Source organism: Pseudomonas sp. BJa5 (genome assembly GCF_030272875.2).
In the GTDB taxonomy this organism is placed as follows: Bacteria; Pseudomonadota; Gammaproteobacteria; order Pseudomonadales; family Pseudomonadaceae; genus Aquipseudomonas.
The window spans coordinates 42,967-59,442 of sequence record NZ_JALRNG020000023.1 but is presented as its reverse complement, the minus strand read 5'-3'; the positions used below and the strand labels follow the sequence as shown (position 1 = coordinate 59,442).

Annotated in this window: 18 protein-coding genes; all 18 read left to right on the top strand. The window is 58.6% G+C overall.

Features of this window, described 5'->3' with window-relative positions; translation table 11 throughout:
• The first annotated feature begins 447 nt into the window (after nucleotides 1-447).
• The 18 genes from rpmH to M2D63_RS14600 all read left to right on the top strand — a co-directional run bounded on the left by rpmH (nucleotide 448) and on the right by M2D63_RS14600 (nucleotide 16,380).
• Nucleotides 448-582 (top strand): 50S ribosomal protein L34, encoded by a 135-nt coding sequence (gene rpmH, locus M2D63_RS14685; protein WP_002551315.1) that lies wholly within the window; start codon nucleotides 448-450, stop codon nucleotides 580-582.
• Between the two features lie 13 nt (nucleotides 583-595).
• Nucleotides 596-1,000, top strand: a complete 405-nt coding sequence (gene rnpA / locus M2D63_RS14680) for a ribonuclease P protein component (protein WP_285863689.1) — start codon at nucleotides 596-598, stop codon at nucleotides 998-1,000.
• On the top strand, nucleotides 993-1,238 hold the full coding sequence (gene yidD, locus M2D63_RS14675; protein WP_285863652.1) for a membrane protein insertion efficiency factor YidD: 246 nt from the start codon (nucleotides 993-995) through the stop codon (nucleotides 1,236-1,238). Before rnpA ends, yidD begins: the two co-directional genes overlap by 8 nt.
• Before the next feature lie 2 nt (nucleotides 1,239-1,240).
• The gene (yidC, locus tag M2D63_RS14670; RefSeq protein WP_285863651.1) at nucleotides 1,241-2,923 is read left to right on the top strand and encodes a membrane protein insertase YidC; all 1,683 of its coding nucleotides are present in this window, start codon (nucleotides 1,241-1,243) and stop codon (nucleotides 2,921-2,923) included.
• A gap of 83 nt (nucleotides 2,924-3,006) precedes the next feature.
• Nucleotides 3,007-4,377, top strand: coding sequence for a tRNA uridine-5-carboxymethylaminomethyl(34) synthesis GTPase MnmE (gene mnmE, locus M2D63_RS14665; RefSeq protein WP_285863650.1), 1,371 nt, complete (start codon nucleotides 3,007-3,009; stop codon nucleotides 4,375-4,377).
• A gap of 514 nt (nucleotides 4,378-4,891) precedes the next feature.
• Nucleotides 4,892-6,784: a tRNA uridine-5-carboxymethylaminomethyl(34) synthesis enzyme MnmG gene (gene mnmG, locus M2D63_RS14660; RefSeq protein WP_285863649.1), complete on the top strand. Its 1,893-nt coding sequence runs from the start codon at nucleotides 4,892-4,894 to the stop codon at nucleotides 6,782-6,784.
• Nucleotides 6,781-7,425: a 16S rRNA (guanine(527)-N(7))-methyltransferase RsmG gene (rsmG, locus tag M2D63_RS14655; RefSeq protein WP_285863648.1), complete on the top strand. Its 645-nt coding sequence runs from the start codon at nucleotides 6,781-6,783 to the stop codon at nucleotides 7,423-7,425. The genes mnmG and rsmG overlap by 4 nt, the downstream gene beginning before the upstream one ends.
• An 18-nt stretch (nucleotides 7,426-7,443) precedes the next feature.
• Nucleotides 7,444-8,235, top strand: a complete 792-nt coding sequence (locus tag M2D63_RS14650) for a ParA family protein (RefSeq protein WP_285863647.1) — start codon at nucleotides 7,444-7,446, stop codon at nucleotides 8,233-8,235.
• A 9-nt stretch (nucleotides 8,236-8,244) separates the two neighbouring features.
• Nucleotides 8,245-9,117 (top strand): ParB/RepB/Spo0J family partition protein, encoded by an 873-nt coding sequence (locus M2D63_RS14645; protein ID WP_285863646.1) that lies wholly within the window; start codon nucleotides 8,245-8,247, stop codon nucleotides 9,115-9,117.
• Nucleotides 9,118-9,266: 149 nt separating this feature from the next.
• Nucleotides 9,267-9,674: a F0F1 ATP synthase subunit I gene (locus M2D63_RS14640; RefSeq protein ID WP_010222722.1), complete on the top strand. Its 408-nt coding sequence runs from the start codon at nucleotides 9,267-9,269 to the stop codon at nucleotides 9,672-9,674.
• A gap of 16 nt (nucleotides 9,675-9,690) precedes the next feature.
• Entirely contained in the window at nucleotides 9,691-10,560 is an 870-nt protein-coding gene (atpB, locus tag M2D63_RS14635; protein ID WP_133213605.1) for a F0F1 ATP synthase subunit A, read from the top strand.
• A 143-nt stretch (nucleotides 10,561-10,703) separates the two neighbouring features.
• Entirely contained in the window at nucleotides 10,704-10,961 is a 258-nt protein-coding gene (atpE, locus tag M2D63_RS14630; protein ID WP_003097235.1) for a F0F1 ATP synthase subunit C, read from the top strand.
• A gap of 57 nt (nucleotides 10,962-11,018) precedes the next feature.
• Nucleotides 11,019-11,489 (top strand): F0F1 ATP synthase subunit B, encoded by a 471-nt coding sequence (locus tag M2D63_RS14625; RefSeq protein WP_285863645.1) that lies wholly within the window; start codon nucleotides 11,019-11,021, stop codon nucleotides 11,487-11,489.
• A gap of 12 nt (nucleotides 11,490-11,501) precedes the next feature.
• Nucleotides 11,502-12,038, top strand: coding sequence for a F0F1 ATP synthase subunit delta (locus M2D63_RS14620; protein WP_285863644.1), 537 nt, complete (start codon nucleotides 11,502-11,504; stop codon nucleotides 12,036-12,038).
• Nucleotides 12,039-12,059: 21 nt separating this feature from the next.
• Nucleotides 12,060-13,604, top strand: coding sequence for a F0F1 ATP synthase subunit alpha (gene atpA / locus M2D63_RS14615; protein WP_285863643.1), 1,545 nt, complete (start codon nucleotides 12,060-12,062; stop codon nucleotides 13,602-13,604).
• A gap of 50 nt (nucleotides 13,605-13,654) precedes the next feature.
• Nucleotides 13,655-14,515 carry a F0F1 ATP synthase subunit gamma gene (atpG, locus tag M2D63_RS14610; RefSeq protein WP_285863642.1) on the top strand — a complete coding sequence of 287 codons (861 nt, stop codon included), beginning with the start codon at nucleotides 13,655-13,657 and terminating at the stop codon, nucleotides 14,513-14,515.
• A 27-nt stretch (nucleotides 14,516-14,542) separates the two neighbouring features.
• Nucleotides 14,543-15,919: a F0F1 ATP synthase subunit beta gene (gene atpD, locus M2D63_RS14605; protein ID WP_285863641.1), complete on the top strand. Its 1,377-nt coding sequence runs from the start codon at nucleotides 14,543-14,545 to the stop codon at nucleotides 15,917-15,919.
• A 44-nt stretch (nucleotides 15,920-15,963) separates the two neighbouring features.
• Complete coding sequence (locus M2D63_RS14600; protein ID WP_285863640.1) at nucleotides 15,964-16,380, top strand: F0F1 ATP synthase subunit epsilon; 417 nt, start codon at nucleotides 15,964-15,966, stop codon at nucleotides 16,378-16,380.
• The last annotated feature ends 96 nt before the right edge of the window (nucleotides 16,381-16,476 follow it).

Genomic DNA, 16,476 nt, shown 5'->3' with positions numbered 1-16,476 from the left:
GGCGCTGTGAATAAGCCCTGTGGATAACCGCCATTGAGGTCTTTGCACAACTCGGGGCTGAAATCGGTGGATAACCTGCCTGTGGATAAGCGTCAATTTGATCCACAGCTTTTCCGTCGGTTCGGCACAGTCAAAACACCGCTTCCCGACAAACTTTCAATTCTCTGTACATGGCGAAAATAAAGGCCTTCAGCACCTTATCCACAGATATCTCGGTCCTAAGCTTTATAAGTTTTACAGAAAAGCTTTAAATAATTCCTCTCTCTTTTTTTATGTCTAAGCGTGAATCGATAGCTCGGGCTGGCTTCGCTCCACGATCCGGGTGGATATCCGTCTATAAGGAAAAGCTGGTTGGAAATTGACCTATGGCCTTGCTTTCTCTAGAATCGCCGATCTCTTAAAACGGGGGCCATTCCGGCCCGTTGTCGACGAACCAGGTAACACGCCATGAAACGTACTTTCCAACCAAGCACCATCAAGCGCGCTCGCACTCACGGTTTCCGTGCCCGTATGGCCACCAAGAACGGTCGTGCCGTTCTGTCGCGTCGCCGTGCCAAAGGCCGTAAGCGCCTGGCAGTTTGATTTTTCGGCACTGGTGGTGAGTCAGGACTTCAGTCGGGAAAAGCGCCTGCTTGTTCCCCGACACTTCAAAGCGGTCTTCGACTCCCCAACCGGCAAGGTTCCAGGGAAAAACCTGCTGATCCTTGCCCGCGAGAATGGCCTGGACCATCCCCGCCTGGGGTTGGTAATCGGGAAAAAGAGCGTCAAGCTCTCCGTTCAACGCAATCGCCTGAAACGCCTGATGCGCGATTCGTTTCGCCTGAACCAGCATATGCTTGCTGGCTGGGATATCGTGATCGTCGCGCGCAAAGGGTTGGGCGAGATTGAAAACCCAGAATTGCACCAACATTTTGGCAAGCTCTGGAAGCGCCTCGCACGCAGTCGGCCCGCTCCAGTGGTGAACACCGACTCTGTGGGGGTAGACAGTCAAGATGCGTAAACTGGCACTCGTCCCGATCCAGTTTTACCGTTACGCCATTAGTCCTCTGATGGCCAGTCACTGTCGTTTCTACCCCAGTTGCTCCTGCTATGCGCTGGAAGCCATCGAAACCCATGGCGTTCTGCGCGGTGGGTGGCTTACCGTTCGTCGTCTGGGGCGTTGTCATCCGTGGAATGCCGGCGGTTTTGACCCGGTTCCGCCTGCTCCCTCTTCCCGTTCTTCTTCGATAGCCGAGTAATCATGGATATTAAACGCACGATCCTGATCGTCGCCCTGGCAATCGTGTCCTATGTCATGGTCCTTAACTGGAACCAGGACTACGGCCAGGCTGCCCTGCCGACTCAGAATACTGCTGCCAGCAACGCTGCCCCGGCCTTGCCGGACACCGCGCAGGCCGGCAACACTGGCGCCAGCGCCGATGTGCCGAGCGCCAACGCTGAATCCAGCCCAGCCGAACTGGCTCCGGTTGCCATCAGCAAGGACCTGATCCGGGTCAAGACTGATGTCCTGGACCTGGCTATCGATCCAAACGGCGGTGATATCGCCCAGCTGATGCTGCCCAAGTACCCACGCCGCCAGGACCATCCGGACATTCCGTTCCAGTTGTTCGACAACGGTAGCGAGCGTACTTACCTGGCCCAGAGCGGCCTGACCGGCGTCAACGGCCCGGATGCACGTCCAACTGGCCGTCCGCTGTACGCCGCCGATCAGAAAAGTTATCAACTGGCCGATGGCCAGGACCAGATGGTCGTCGACCTGAAGTTCAGCGATAACGGGGTCAACTACATCAAGCGCTTCAGCTTCAAGCGCGGCGAGTACGACCTGACCGTTACCTACCTGATCGATAACCAGAGCGCCCAGCCCTGGAGCGGTAACCTGTTCGCTCAGTTGAAGCGTGACGCCAGCTCGGATCCATCCTCGAGCACCGCCACCGGTACCGCGACCTACCTGGGTGCGGCCCTGTGGACAAGTTCGGAGCCCTACAAGAAGGTGTCGATGAAAGACATCGACAAGGGAAATCTGAAAGAAAATGTTACCGGTGGTTGGGTAGCCTGGCTGCAGCACTACTTCGTCACCGCCTGGATTCCAAACAAGTCTGACAACAACATCGTTCAGACCCGCAAGGACAGCCAGGGCAACTACATCATCGGTTTCACCGGCCCGGCGCTCAACGTAGCCCCTGGTGCCAAAGCCGAAACCAGCACCATGCTGTATGCCGGTCCGAAGATCCAGGAACGCCTGAAAGAGTTGTCCCCAGGCCTGGAACTGACCGTCGACTACGGCATCCTGTGGTTCATTGCCCAGCCGATCTTCTGGCTGCTGCAACATATCCACAGCCTGCTCGGCAACTGGGGCTGGTCGATCATCGTCCTGACCATGCTGATCAAGGGCCTGTTCTTCCCGCTGTCCGCCGCCAGCTACCGTTCGATGGCGCGCATGCGTGCCGTGGCGCCGAAACTGGCTGCCCTGAAAGAGCAACATGGCGATGACCGGCAGAAAATGTCGCAAGCCATGATGGAGCTGTACAAGAAAGAGAAGATCAACCCGCTGGGCGGCTGCCTGCCGATCCTGGTGCAGATGCCGGTCTTCCTCTCGCTGTACTGGGTTCTGCTGGAAAGCGTCGAGATGCGTCAGGCACCTTGGATGTTCTGGATCACCGACCTGTCGATCAAGGATCCGTTCTTCATCCTGCCGATCATCATGGGCGCGACCATGTTCATCCAGCAGCGTCTGAACCCGACTCCGCCGGATCCGATGCAGGCCAAGGTGATGAAAATGATGCCGATCATCTTCACCTTCTTCTTCCTGTGGTTCCCTGCAGGTCTGGTGCTGTACTGGGTTGTGAACAACGTGCTGTCGATCGCACAGCAGTGGTACATCACCCGCAGCATCGAAGCAGCTACCAAGAAAGCTGCCGCTTGACGGGTTAGCCAGCTAACCTGTGGAAAAACGCCCCCTCGTGGGGCGTTTTGCTATCTGTCGTTTTTGTCGTGAGGCCTTCGAGCATGAACACTGTGCGTGAAACCATCGCCGCCATCGCTACCGCCCAGGGACGTGGGGGGGTGGGGATCGTGCGGCTTTCCGGCCCCCTGGCGCAGCAGGCGGGCCTGGCCATCTGCGGACGCAGCTTGACCCCGCGCCACGCCCACTACGGTCCATTCCGCGCCGAAGACGGGCTGGTCCTGGATGAAGGCATTGCGCTGTTTTTCCCGGGCCCCAACTCGTTCACCGGCGAAGACGTGCTGGAACTCCAGGGCCATGGTGGCCCGGTGGTGCTGGATATGCTCCTGCAGCGCTGTGTACAACTCGGTTGCCGACTGGCCCGTCCCGGTGAATTCAGCGAGCGGGCCTTCCTCAATGACAAGCTCGACCTCGCCCAGGCCGAGGCCATCGCCGACCTGATCGAAGCCAGTTCTGCACAGGCCGCCCGCAACGCCTTGCGCTCGTTGCAGGGGGAATTTTCCCGACGTGTGGATAACCTCACCGAGAAGTTGATCAGCCTGCGCATCTACGTGGAAGCTGCCATCGACTTCCCCGAGGAAGAAATCGACTTCCTCGCCGATGGCCATGTGTTGAGCATGCTCGATGACGTGCGCGGCAATCTGTCCACAGTGCAGCGCGAAGCCGGGCAGGGTGCCTTGCTACGTGACGGTATGACGGTGGTCATCGCCGGTCGTCCGAATGCCGGCAAATCCAGCCTGCTCAATGTCCTGGCCGGACGCGAGGCGGCTATCGTCACCGACATCGCCGGCACCACCCGGGACATCCTGCGCGAACATATCCACATCGACGGCATGCCGCTGCATGTGGTGGATACCGCGGGGCTGCGCGATACCGATGACCATGTGGAAAAGATTGGCGTGGAGCGTGCGCTCAAGGCCATCACCGAAGCCGATCGGGTGTTGCTGGTGGTGGATTCGACCGCACCTGAAGCCAGCGATCCTTTCGCCCTGTGGCCGGAATTCCTCGACCTGCGTCCGGATCCGGCCAAGGTCACGCTGATTCGCAACAAGGCTGACCTCAGCGGCGAAGCCATCGCCATGGAGCAGAGTGAAGATGGTCACGTCACCATCACCCTCAGCGCCAAGGACACGGACATGGGCCTGGAGTTGCTGCGTGAGCACCTGAAAGCCTGCATGGGTTATGAACAGACGGCCGAAAGCAGTTTCAGCGCGCGCAGAAGGCACCTGGAGGCACTACGCCAGGCCAGCGCACACCTTGAGCATGGCCGTGCCCAACTGACACTGGCCGGGGCAGGGGAGCTGCTGGCGGAAGACCTGCGCCAGGCTCAACAAGCCCTGGGCGAGATTACCGGTGCCTTCAGCTCTGACGACCTGCTGGGTCGCATCTTCTCCAGCTTCTGCATCGGCAAGTAAGCGTTCTTATCCACACCCGGGCCTGCCCAAGGCCTGGGTGCTGACCCAACCTCTGCATTTTTCCTTTCCTCCCAGGACCACCTTGCGTGGTGCTGCGATTTTTCCTGCCCGTCTGTCCACATTCTGGCGAAATAAGCCCTGTGGAAAACTCAGCCTCAGCTCCGTTGATAACTGGCCTTCAAGCCTGGAGATAATCTCGCTTGTGGGTAACTGGTACTTTCATCCACAGGCTTAAAGCGCTTATCCAGAACGCTCATGAGCGGTAGACCACAGGGTTATAAATCTCTGTACATCACGTCATTCAAAGGCTGTAGAACCTTATCCACAGATAGGGTGGTGCATAAGAATAAACATAAAAACAAAGCTTTAATAAATTTCTCTCTTTTAATTTCTATTGCTCGCCATTCATCCACAGCCTGGTTAAATTTTGTCCAAGCGGTTCCTTTAGAGGGGGGTAAGTCCCTATACTTGTGCGTTATCCCTATCTATTCCCGAAACAGGCACGAGGTGCGTGGTGGATTTCCCTTCCCGTTTTGAAGTGATCGTCATCGGCGGCGGCCATGCCGGTACCGAGGCTGCGCTTGCGTCTGCACGCATGGGCGTAAAAACCCTGCTGCTGACCCACAACGTGGAAACCCTCGGTCATATGAGTTGCAACCCGGCCATCGGTGGCATCGGCAAGAGCCACCTGGTCAAGGAAATCGATGCGCTCGGCGGCGCCATGGCGCTGGCCACTGACAAGAGCGGTATCCAGTTCCGTGTATTGAACAACCGCAAGGGCCCGGCGGTGCGTGCGACACGCGCCCAGGCCGACCGCGCCATCTACAAGGCTGTAGTGCGCGAAATTCTCGAGAACCAGCCCAACCTGTGGATATTCCAGCAGTCCTGCGATGACCTGATCGTCGAGCAGGACCAGGTACGCGGTGTGGTGACGCAAATGGGCCTGCGTTTCTTCGCAGACTCCGTGGTGCTGACCACTGGCACCTTCCTCGCTGGACTTATCCACATTGGTCTGCAGAACTATTCCGGCGGTCGCGCCGGCGATCCGCCCGCCATCGCCCTGGCTCACCGCCTGCGCGAGCTGCCGCTGCGGGTCGGTCGCCTGAAAACCGGTACGCCGCCGCGTATCGACGGTCGCTCTGTGGATTTCTCGGTAATGACCGAGCAACCTGGCGATACGCCGATCCCGGTAATGTCGTTCATGGGCGACAAGGCCATGCATCCGCGCCAGGTCAGTTGCTGGATTACCCACACCAACGCCCGTACCCACGAGATCATCGCCTCGAACCTCGACCGTTCGCCGATGTACTCGGGGGTGATCGAAGGTATCGGCCCGCGCTATTGCCCGTCGATCGAAGACAAGATCCACCGCTTTGCCGACAAGGAAAGCCACCAGGTGTTCATCGAGCCTGAAGGCTTGAACACCCACGAGCTGTACCCGAACGGGATATCCACATCCTTGCCGTTCGATGTGCAGCTGGAGATCGTCCGTTCGATCCGCGGCATGGAAAACGCCCACATCGTGCGTCCGGGCTACGCCATCGAATACGACTACTTCGATCCGCGCGACCTCAAGTACAGCCTGGAAACCAAGGTGATCGGCGGCCTGTTCTTCGCCGGCCAGATCAACGGCACCACCGGTTACGAAGAAGCCGGCGCCCAGGGCCTGCTCGCCGGTACCAACGCCGCGCTGCGTGCCCAGGGCCGTGAAAGCTGGTGCCCGCGTCGGGACGAGGCGTACATCGGGGTACTGGTCGACGACCTGATTACCCTCGGTACCCAGGAGCCGTACCGCATGTTCACTTCACGTGCCGAGTACCGGCTGATCCTGCGTGAAGACAACGCCGACCTGCGCCTGACCGAAAAAGGTCGCGAGCTGGGTCTGGTCGATGACGAACGCTGGGCCGCCTTCAGCGCCAAGCGCGAGGGCATCGTCCAGGAAGAACAGCGCCTGAAATCCACCTGGGTACGCCCGGGTACCGCGCAAGGCGAGGCCATTGCCGAGAAGTTCGGCACGCCGTTGAGCCATGAGTACAACCTGCTCAACCTGTTGTCCCGCCCGGAAATCGACTATGCCGGCCTGATGGAAGTGACCGGCGGTGCAGAAATCGATCCACAGGTGGCCGAACAGGTCGAGATCAAGACCAAATACGCCGGTTACATCGACCGGCAACAGGAAGAAATCGCCCGGCTGCGTGCCAGCGAAGACACCCGCCTGCCCGACGACATCGACTACAGTGGTATTTCCGGTCTGTCCAAGGAGATCCAGGGCAAGCTCGGCCAGACCCGGCCGGAAACCCTGGGCCAGGCATCGCGTATCCCCGGCGTGACCCCGGCGGCGATTTCCCTGTTGCTGATTCATTTGAAAAAACGTGGCGCAGGCCGCGAGTTGGAGCAAAGCGCTTGAGTTCTCTGGTCACCCCGCAACACGCCGAAGAGTTGTCCACAGGCGCCCGCCAGCTCGGTGTCGAGCTGAGCGAAGGCCAGCACGCCCAGCTGCTGGCCTACCTGGCCTTGCTGATCAAGTGGAACAAGGCCTACAACCTGACCGCCGTGCGCAATCCGGACGAAATGGTTTCCCGCCACCTGCTCGACAGCCTGAGCGTCATGCCGTTTATCCACAGCGAGCGCTGGCTCGATGTCGGCAGCGGCGGCGGCATGCCCGGCATTCCCCTGGCTATCCTGCATCCGGACAAGCAAGTCACGGTGCTCGACAGCAATGGCAAGAAGACCCGCTTCCTGACCCAGGTGAAGATGGAGCTCAAGCTGGACAACCTGCAAGTTATCCACAAGCGGGTGGAGGAGTACCAACCGGCCCAGCCATTCACCGGAATTGTTTCCCGGGCTTTCAGCAGCATGGAGAACTTTACCAACTGGACCCGCCACCTCGGCGACGAGAAGACGCAGTGGCTGGCAATGAAAGGGCTGCATCCTGCCGATGAACTGGTAGCATTGCCGGCAGATTTCAAAGTGGATAGCGAGCAGGCCTTGACCGTTCCGGGTTGCCAAGGCCAGCGCCATCTGCTGATACTGCGCCGCACGGCATGACTGGGAACACAAGCAAGAATGGCTAAGGTATTCGCAATCGCGAACCAGAAGGGTGGTGTGGGCAAGACCACCACCTGTATCAATCTCGCAGCATCGCTGGTGGCCACCAAGCGCCGCGTGCTGCTGATCGATCTCGATCCACAGGGCAACGCCACCATGGGCAGTGGTGTGGATAAACACGTCCTGGAACATTCGGTCTACGACCTGTTGATCGGTGAATGCGACCTGGCCCAGGCCATGCATTTCTCCGAGCACGGTGGTTATCAGCTGCTGCCGGCCAACCGCGACCTGACCGCCGCGGAAGTGGTGCTGCTGGAAATGCAGATGAAGGAGAGCCGTCTGCGCACCGCGCTGGCGCCGATCCGCGAGAACTACGACTACATCCTCATCGACTGCCCGCCGTCGCTGTCGATGCTGACCCTCAACGCCTTGGTCGCCGCCGATGGCGTGATCATTCCAATGCAATGTGAATACTTTGCCCTGGAAGGCTTGAGCGACCTTGTGGATAACATCAAGCGCATCGCTGAACGCCTGAACCCGAACCTGAAGGTCGAAGGCCTGCTGCGGACCATGTACGACCCGCGCCTGAGCCTGATCAACGATGTGTCGGCGCAGCTCAAGGAACACTTCGGTGACCAGCTGTACGACACGGTGATCCCGCGCAACGTGCGCCTGGCCGAGGCGCCGAGTTTCGGCATGCCGGCGCTGGCCTATGACAAGCAATCGCGTGGCGCACTGGCTTACCTGGCCCTGGCCGGGGAACTCGTACGCCGTCAGCGGCGTCAATCCCGCACTGCACAAACAACTTAAGGAATCCGTATGGCCGTTAAGAAACGGGGTCTCGGACGCGGGTTGGATGCACTGCTCAGTGGTCCGACCGTCAGCGCGCTCGAAGAGCAGGCTGTGAAGGTCGACCAGAAAGAACTGCAACATCTGCCCCTCGACCTGATCGAGCGCGGCAAGTACCAGCCACGCCGGGACATGGACCCGCAAGCGTTGGAGGAACTGGCTCAGTCGATCCGCAACCAGGGCGTGATGCAGCCGATCGTGGTGCGCCCGATTGCCGAGGACCGCTACGAGATCATCGCCGGTGAGCGCCGCTGGCGCGCCAGCCAGCAGGCCGGCCTGGACACCATCCCGGCCATGGTCCGCGAGGTGCCCGACGAGGCGGCCATCGCCATGGCCCTGATCGAGAACATCCAGCGCGAAGACCTCAACCCGGTGGAAGAGGCCATCGCCCTGCAGCGCCTGCAGGTGGAGTTCCAGCTGACCCAGCAGCAGGTCGCCGATGCCGTGGGCAAGTCGCGGGTGACCGTGGCCAACCTGCTGCGCCTGATTTCGCTACCGGATGTGATCAAGACCATGTTGTCCCATGGCGACCTGGAAATGGGTCATGCCCGGGCGTTGCTTGGCTTGCCGGAAGAACAACAGGTCGATGGGGCGCGTCATGTTGTCGCACGCGGCCTGACCGTGCGCCAGACCGAAGCACTGGTTCGCCAGTGGCTCAATGGCAAGCCGGAACCGGTGGAACCGGCCAAGCCGGACCCGGACATTACCCGCCTCGAACAGCGTCTGGCAGAGCGTTTGGGCTCGGCAGTACAGATACGCCACGGCAACAAGGGCAAAGGCCAGTTAGTTATCCGCTACAACTCGTTAGATGAGTTGCAAGGTGTGCTAGCTCACATCCGCTGAAACAATTCCATTTGTAGCGCGCAGTCGGAAATCACTACCCGACAGTTGAATAGGGGTTAAACCGCCCCTATACTCTGCGCGCATTTTGTCGGCACAAATTATGCCAAGTCATTGCTGACTGGTTGGTCGACTTTCGAGGAGCAGTTGTGATGGAAACCCGCACGCCAAACCGCTTGCCTTTCCATCGCTGGGCGGTTTTTCCGGTACTGCTGGCTCAATGTGTCGTGTTTCTGCTGGCAACTTTGGCGTTGTGGCAGTGGCACGGGGCGGTCAGTGGATATTCAGCGCTCTGCGGAGGGTTGATCGCCTGGCTGCCAAATGTGTATTTCGCCTGGAAGGCATTCCGTTACACGGGCGCCAGGGCAGCGCAGGCCATCGTCAAGTCGTTTTACGCGGGCGAGGCAGGCAAATTGATTTTGACGGCAGTGCTGTTTGCACTGACGTTTGCAGGAGTGAAGCCATTGGCGCCGTTAGCAGTGTTCGGCGTCTTTCTGCTGACTCAGTTGGTCAGCTGGTTCGCGCCCCTGCTGATGAATATAAGACTTTCGAGACCTTAGGGCGTTTGAGGCAACCATGGCAGCAGAAACCGCTTCGGGCTATATCCAGCACCACTTGCAGAACCTGACCTTCGGTCAACTACCAGACGGCGGTTGGGGCTTTGCCCATTCCGCAGCAGAAGCCAAGGCAATGGGCTTCTGGGCTTTCCACCTGGATACCCTGGGTTGGTCGGTCGCGCTGGGTCTGCTTTTCGTATTCCTGTTCCGCATGGCAGCCAAGAAGGCGACTTCTGGCCAGCCTGGCGGCCTGCAGAACTTCGTTGAAGTGCTGGTAGAGTTCGTCGACGGCAGCGTCAAGGACAGCTTCCACGGTCGCAGCCCGGTGATCGCCCCACTGGCGCTGACCATTTTCGTCTGGGTCTTCCTGATGAACGCCATCGACCTGATCCCGGTCGACTGGATTCCTCAGCTGGCCATCCTGATCTCCGGTGATCCGCACATTCCGTTCCGCGCGGTATCGACCACCGACCCGAACGCCACCCTGGCCATGGCCTTCAGCGTGTTCGCCCTGATCATTTTCTACAGCATCAAGGTCAAGGGCATCGGCGGCTTCATCGGCGAGCTGACCCTGCACCCGTTCGGCAGCAAGAACATCTTCGTTCAGATCCTGCTGATTCCGGTCAACTTCCTGCTCGAATTCGTCACCCTGATCGCCAAGCCGATCTCGCTGGCCCTGCGTCTGTTCGGCAACATGTACGCCGGCGAGCTGGTGTTCATCCTGATCGCCGTGATGTTCGGTTCCGGCCTGCTGTGGCTGAGTGGCCTGGGTGTGGTGCTGCAATGGGCGTGGGCTGTGTTCCACATCCTGATCATCACCCTGCAAGCGTTCATCTTCATGATGCTTACCATCGTCTACCTGTCGATGGCTCACGAAGATAACCATTAAGACCGCCTGGCGTGTCTGATGACCCTTCCGCCTGTATCGGGGAGGGTCGAAATCGTCCGCAAGGGCAGCTGTAAAAAACGATTTTGTTTTACCGCTTCAAACTAAAAAACCTAACCAATACGACGTAAAAGTCGGGAGGAAAGATGGAAACTGTAGTTGGTCTTACCGCTATCGCTGTTGCTCTGCTGATCGGCCTGGGTGCTCTGGGTACCGCCATTGGTTTCGGCCTGCTGGGCGGCAAGTTCCTGGAAGGCGCTGCTCGCCAGCCAGAGATGGTTCCAATGCTGCAAGTCAAAATGTTCATCGTTGCCGGTCTGCTCGACGCCGTAACCATGATCGGTGTTGGTATCGCTCTGTTCTTCACCTTCGCGAATCCCTTCGTTGGTCAAATCGCTGGCTAATCACTCGGATTCTCGAGTGGATTGGTGTGATGGACAAAGAACGAGCGAGGTGTTGGCGTGAACATTAATGCAACCCTGATTGGCCAGTCCGTTGCGTTCTTCATCTTTGTGCTGTTCTGCATGAAGTTCGTGTGGCCTCCGGTCATCGCGGCATTGCAAGAACGTCAGAAGAAGATCGCGGATGGACTGGACGCTGCCAACCGAGCAGCTCGCGACCTGGAGTTGGCCCAAGACAAAGTGGGTCAGCAACTGCGCGAAGCGAAAGCTCAGGCAGCCGAAATCATTGAGCAAGCAAAGAAACGCGGTGCTCAGATCGTCGAGGAAGCCCGTGATCAGGCCCGCGTCGAAGCTGACCGTGTGAAGGCTCAGGCTCAAGCCGAGATCGAACAGGAAATCAACAGCGTCAAAGACGCGCTGCGCGCCCAAGTGGGTAGCCTGGCCGTTGGCGGTGCTGCGAAGATCCTTGGCGCCACAATCGATCAAAACGCGCATGCGGAGCTGGTTGACAAACTGGCCGCTGAAATTTAAGCGAGGGCGATCATGGCAGAACTGACCACGTTGGCCCGACCTTACGCTAAGGCTGCCTTTGAGCATGCCCAGGCCCATCAGCAACTGGCCAATTGGTCAGCCATGCTCGGCCTGGCTGCTGCGGTGTCGCAAGACGGCACCATGCAGCGCCTGCTCAAGGCCCCGCGACTGACGAGCGCAGAAAAGGCCGCCGCGTTTATTGACGTGTGCGGTGACAAGTTCGATGCACAGGCACAGAATTTCATTCATGTTGCCGCGGAAAACGACCGTCTCCTGCTGTTGCCGGAGATTTCGGCTTTGTTCGAGCTGTTCAAGGCCGAACAAGAGAAATCCGTGGACGTGGAAGTCACCAGTGCTTTTGCGTTGAACCAAGAACAGCAAGACAAACTCGCCAAGGTTCTCAGTGCACGGCTCAGCCGGGAAGTGCGCCTGCATGCGACGGAGGATGCCACCCTGATCGGTGGTGTCGTGATCCGCGCCGGCGACCTGGTAATCGATGGCTCGGTTCGCGGCAAACTCGCGAAACTGGCCGAAGCATTGAAATCTTGAGTTTGAAGGGGCAGCAGAGCAATGCAGCAACTCAATCCTTCCGAAATTAGTGAAATCATCAAGGGCCGCATCGAGAACCTCGATGTAGCCTCTCAAGCCCGCAACGAAGGTACCGTCGTCAGCGTTTCTGACGGTATCGTGCGGATTCACGGTCTGGCCGACGTCATGTACGGCGAAATGATCGAGTTTCCAGGTGGCGTGTACGGTATGGCCCTCAACCTGGAGCAAGACTCCGTTGGTGCGGTAGTACTGGGCGCATACGACACCCTCGCCGAAGGCATGAGCGCCAAGTGCACCGGCCGCATCCTCGAAGTTCCGGTTGGTAAGGAACTGCTGGGTCGCGTTGTCGACGCACTGGGCAACCCAATCGACGGCAAAGGCCCACTGGGCAACACTCAGACCGACGCGGTCGAGAAAGTTGCTCCAGGCGTGATCTGGCGTAAGTCGGTAGACCAGCCTGTACAGACTGGCTACAAATCCGTCGACGCCATGATCCCGGTTGGCCGTGGCCAGCGCGAGCTGATCATCGGTGACCGTCAGATCGGTAAGACCGCCATGGCGATCGACGCCATCATCAACCAGAAAGACTCCGGTATTTTCTGTGTTTATGTTGCTGTCGGCCAGAAGCGTTCCACCGTTGCCAACATCGTTCGCAAGCTGGAAGAAAACGGCGCCCTGGCCAACACCATCGTGGTCGTTGCCAGTGCTTCGGAATCCGCCGCACTGCAATTCCTGGCGCCATACGCCGGTTGCACCATGGGCGAGTTCTTCCGTGACCGCGGTGAAGACGCGCTGATCGTATACGATGACCTGTCCAAGCAGGCCGTTGCCTACCGTCAGATCTCCCTGCTGCTGCGCCGTCCACCAGGACGTGAAGCGTACCCAGGTGACGTGTTCTATCTCCACTCCCGTCTGCTGGAGCGTGCATCGCGCGTTTCCGAAGAGTACGTCGAGAAGTTCACCAACGGTGCTGTAACTGGCAAGACCGGTTCCCTGACCGCACTGCCGATCATCGAAACCCAGGCTGGCGACGTTTCCGCGTTCGTTCCGACCAACGTGATTTCCATCACCGACGGTCAGATCTTCCTGGAATCGGCCATGTTCAACTCGGGCATCCGCCCTGCAGTTAACGCCGGTGTTTCGGTATCCCGTGTGGGTGGTGCCGCTCAGACCAAGATCATCAAGAAGCTCTCCGGTGGTATCCGTACCGCTCTGGCTCAGTACCGTGAACTGGCTGCATTCGCCCAGTTCGCTTCTGACCTGGACGAAGCCACCCGTAAGCAACTCGAGCACGGCCAACGTGTTACCGAGCTGATGAAGCAGAAGCAATACGCTCCAATGTCCATCGCTGACATGGCGCTGTCGCTGTATGCCGCTGAGCGTGGGTTCCTGACCGACGTTGAAATCGCCAAGATCGGCAGCTTCGAGCAAGCGCTGATTGCTTACTTCAACCGTGATCACGCCGACCTGATGGCGAAGATCAACGTGAAGGGTGACTTCAACGACGAAATCGACGCTGGCATCAAAGCCGGTATCGAGAAGTTCAAGGCCACCCAAACCTGGTAAGCCGCAGCGGGGGCTTTGCAGCCCCCGCTTGCTAACCTGATAGGTGTTACATGGCAGGCGCAAAAGAGATTCGCAGTAAGATTGCGAGCATCAAAAGCACGCAAAAAATTACCAGCGCCATGGAAAAAGTGGCGGTCAGCAAGATGCGCAAGGCACAAATGCGCATGGCTGCTAGCCGTCCTTACGCGGAGCGCATCCGCCAGGTGATTGGTCATCTGGCCAACGCCAACCCGGAATACCGCCACCCGTTCATGATCGACCGCCCTGTAAAGCGCGCCGGTTATGTCGTGGTGAGCAGTGACCGTGGTCTGTGCGGCGGCTTGAACACCAACCTGTTCAAGGCCCTGGTCAAGGACATGGCGGTAACCCGCGAGCAAGGCATCGAGATCGACCTGTGCGTGATCGGCAGCAAAGGTGCGGCATTCTTCCGCAACTTCGGCGGTAACGTCGTAGCTGCAATCAGCCACCTGGGCGAAGAGCCGTCGATCAACGATCTGATCGGCAGCGTCAAGGTGATGCTGGACGCTTACCTGGATGGCCGTATCGATCGCCTGTCCGTGGTATCGAACAAGTTCATCAATACCATGACGCAAACGCCAACGGTCGAGCAGTTGATTCCGTTGGTTGCAACCCCGGATCAAGAACTCAAGCACCACTGGGACTACCTCTACGAACCTGACGCCAAAGAGCTGCTGGACGGCCTGATGGTGCGTTACGTGGAGTCGCAGGTCTACCAGGCGGTGGTCGAGAACAACGCAGCTGAACAAGCTGCCCGGATGATCGCAATGAAGAACGCCACCGATAACGCCGGCGACCTGATCAAAGAGCTTCAGTTGATCTACAACAAGGCGCGTCAGGCAGCGATCACCCAAGAGATCTCGGAAATCGTCGGCGGCGCTGCCGCGGTTTAACGGTTCAAATATTCAGAGGATCCAGCTATGAGTAGCGGACGTATCGTTCAAATCATCGGCGCCGTCATCGACGTGGAATTCCCACGCGACGTGGTGCCGAATGTTTACAACGCGCTGAAAGTACAAGGCGCGGAAACCACCCTGGAAGTTCAGCAGCAGCTGGGCGACGGCGTGGTTCGTACTATTGCGATGGGCTCCACCGAAGGCCTGAAGCGCGGTCTCGACGTTGTCGACACCGGCGCAGCCATCTCCGTACCGGTCGGTAAAGCGACCCTGGGCCGGATCATGGACGTCCTCGGCAACCCGATCGACGAAGCTGGCCCGATTGGTGAAGAAGAGCGCTGGGGCATCCACCGTGATGCGCCGTCCTTCGCTGACCAGGCAGGCGGCAACGACCTGCTGGAAACCGGCATCAAGGTTATCGACCTGGTTTGCCCGTTCGCCAAGGGTGGTAAGGTTGGTCTGTTCGGTGGTGCCGGTGTAGGCAAGACCGTAAACATGATGGAACTGATCCGTAACATCGCCATCGAGCACAGCGGTTACTCCGTGTTCGCCGGTGTGGGTGAGCGTACTCGTGAGGGTAACGACTTCTACCACGAGATGAAGGACTCCAACGTTCTCGACAAAGTAGCACTGGTCTACGGTCAGATGAACGAGCCACCAGGAAACCGTCTGCGCGTAGCGCTGACCGGCCTGACCATGGCCGAGAAGTTCCGTGACGAAGGTAACGACGTTCTGCTGTTCGTCGACAACATCTACCGTTACACCCTGGCCGGTACCGAAGTATCCGCACTGCTGGGCCGTATGCCTTCGGCAGTAGGTTACCAGCCGACCCTGGCTGAAGAGATGGGCGTTCTGCAAGAGCGCATCACTTCGACCAAGGAAGGTTCGATCACCTCGATCCAGGCCGTATACGTACCTGCGGACGACCTGACCGACCCGTCGCCAGCGACCACCTTCGCCCACCTGGACGCCACCGTCGTACTGTCCCGTGACATCGCCTCCCTGGGTATCTACCCAGCGGTCGACCCACTGGACTCGACTTCGCGCCAGCTGGACCCACTGGTTATCGGCAACGAGCACTACGAGACCGCTCGTGGCGTTCAGTTCGTACTGCAGCGCTACAAAGAGCTGAAGGACATCATTGCTATTCTGGGTATGGACGAACTGTCCGAGTCCGACAAGCAACTGGTAGCCCGTGCTCGTAAGATCCAGCGCTTCCTGTCCCAGCCGTTCTTCGTGGCAGAAGTCTTCACTGGTTCTCCAGGCAAATACGTTTCCCTGAAAGACACCATTGCTGGCTTCAGCGGCATCCTCAAAGGTGACTACGACCACCTGCCAGAACAAGCGTTCTACATGGTCGGCAGCATCGAGGAAGCAATCGAGAAAGCCAAGAAACTGTAATCCCGGCGCCCCGCAAGGGGCGCTAATCAGGTTGAGGCAAGCAAATGGCTATGACAGTCCATTGCGATATCGTCAGCGCGGAAGGAGAAATTTTCTCCGGTCTGGTCGAGATGGTGGTTGCGCACGGTAACCTGGGTGATCTTGGTATCGCTCCAGGCCACGCGCCGCTGATCACTAATCTGAAGCCAGGTCCGATCACGCTGACCAAGCAGGGTGGCGCCCAGGAGGTGTTCTACATCTCCGGTGGTTTCCTCGAGGTTCAGCCGAACATGGTCAAGGTGCTTGCCGATACCGTGCAACGTGCTGCTGACCTGGATGAAGCTCAGGCTAAGGAAGCCCTCAAGGCTGCCGAGAACGCCCTGAATACCAAAGGCGCGGACTTTGACTACGGCGCCGCTGCTTCACGTCTGGCCGAAGCCGCAGCCCAGCTGCGCACCGTCCAGCAAATGCGCAGGAAGTAATTTGGCCTTCGAGCCGATTGCTTCAGGCGTGATTGAGTTAAAGGGTAGCCTCGGCTACCCTTTTTCTTTTTCTGATTTTCCTCTTTTGGTCACAGC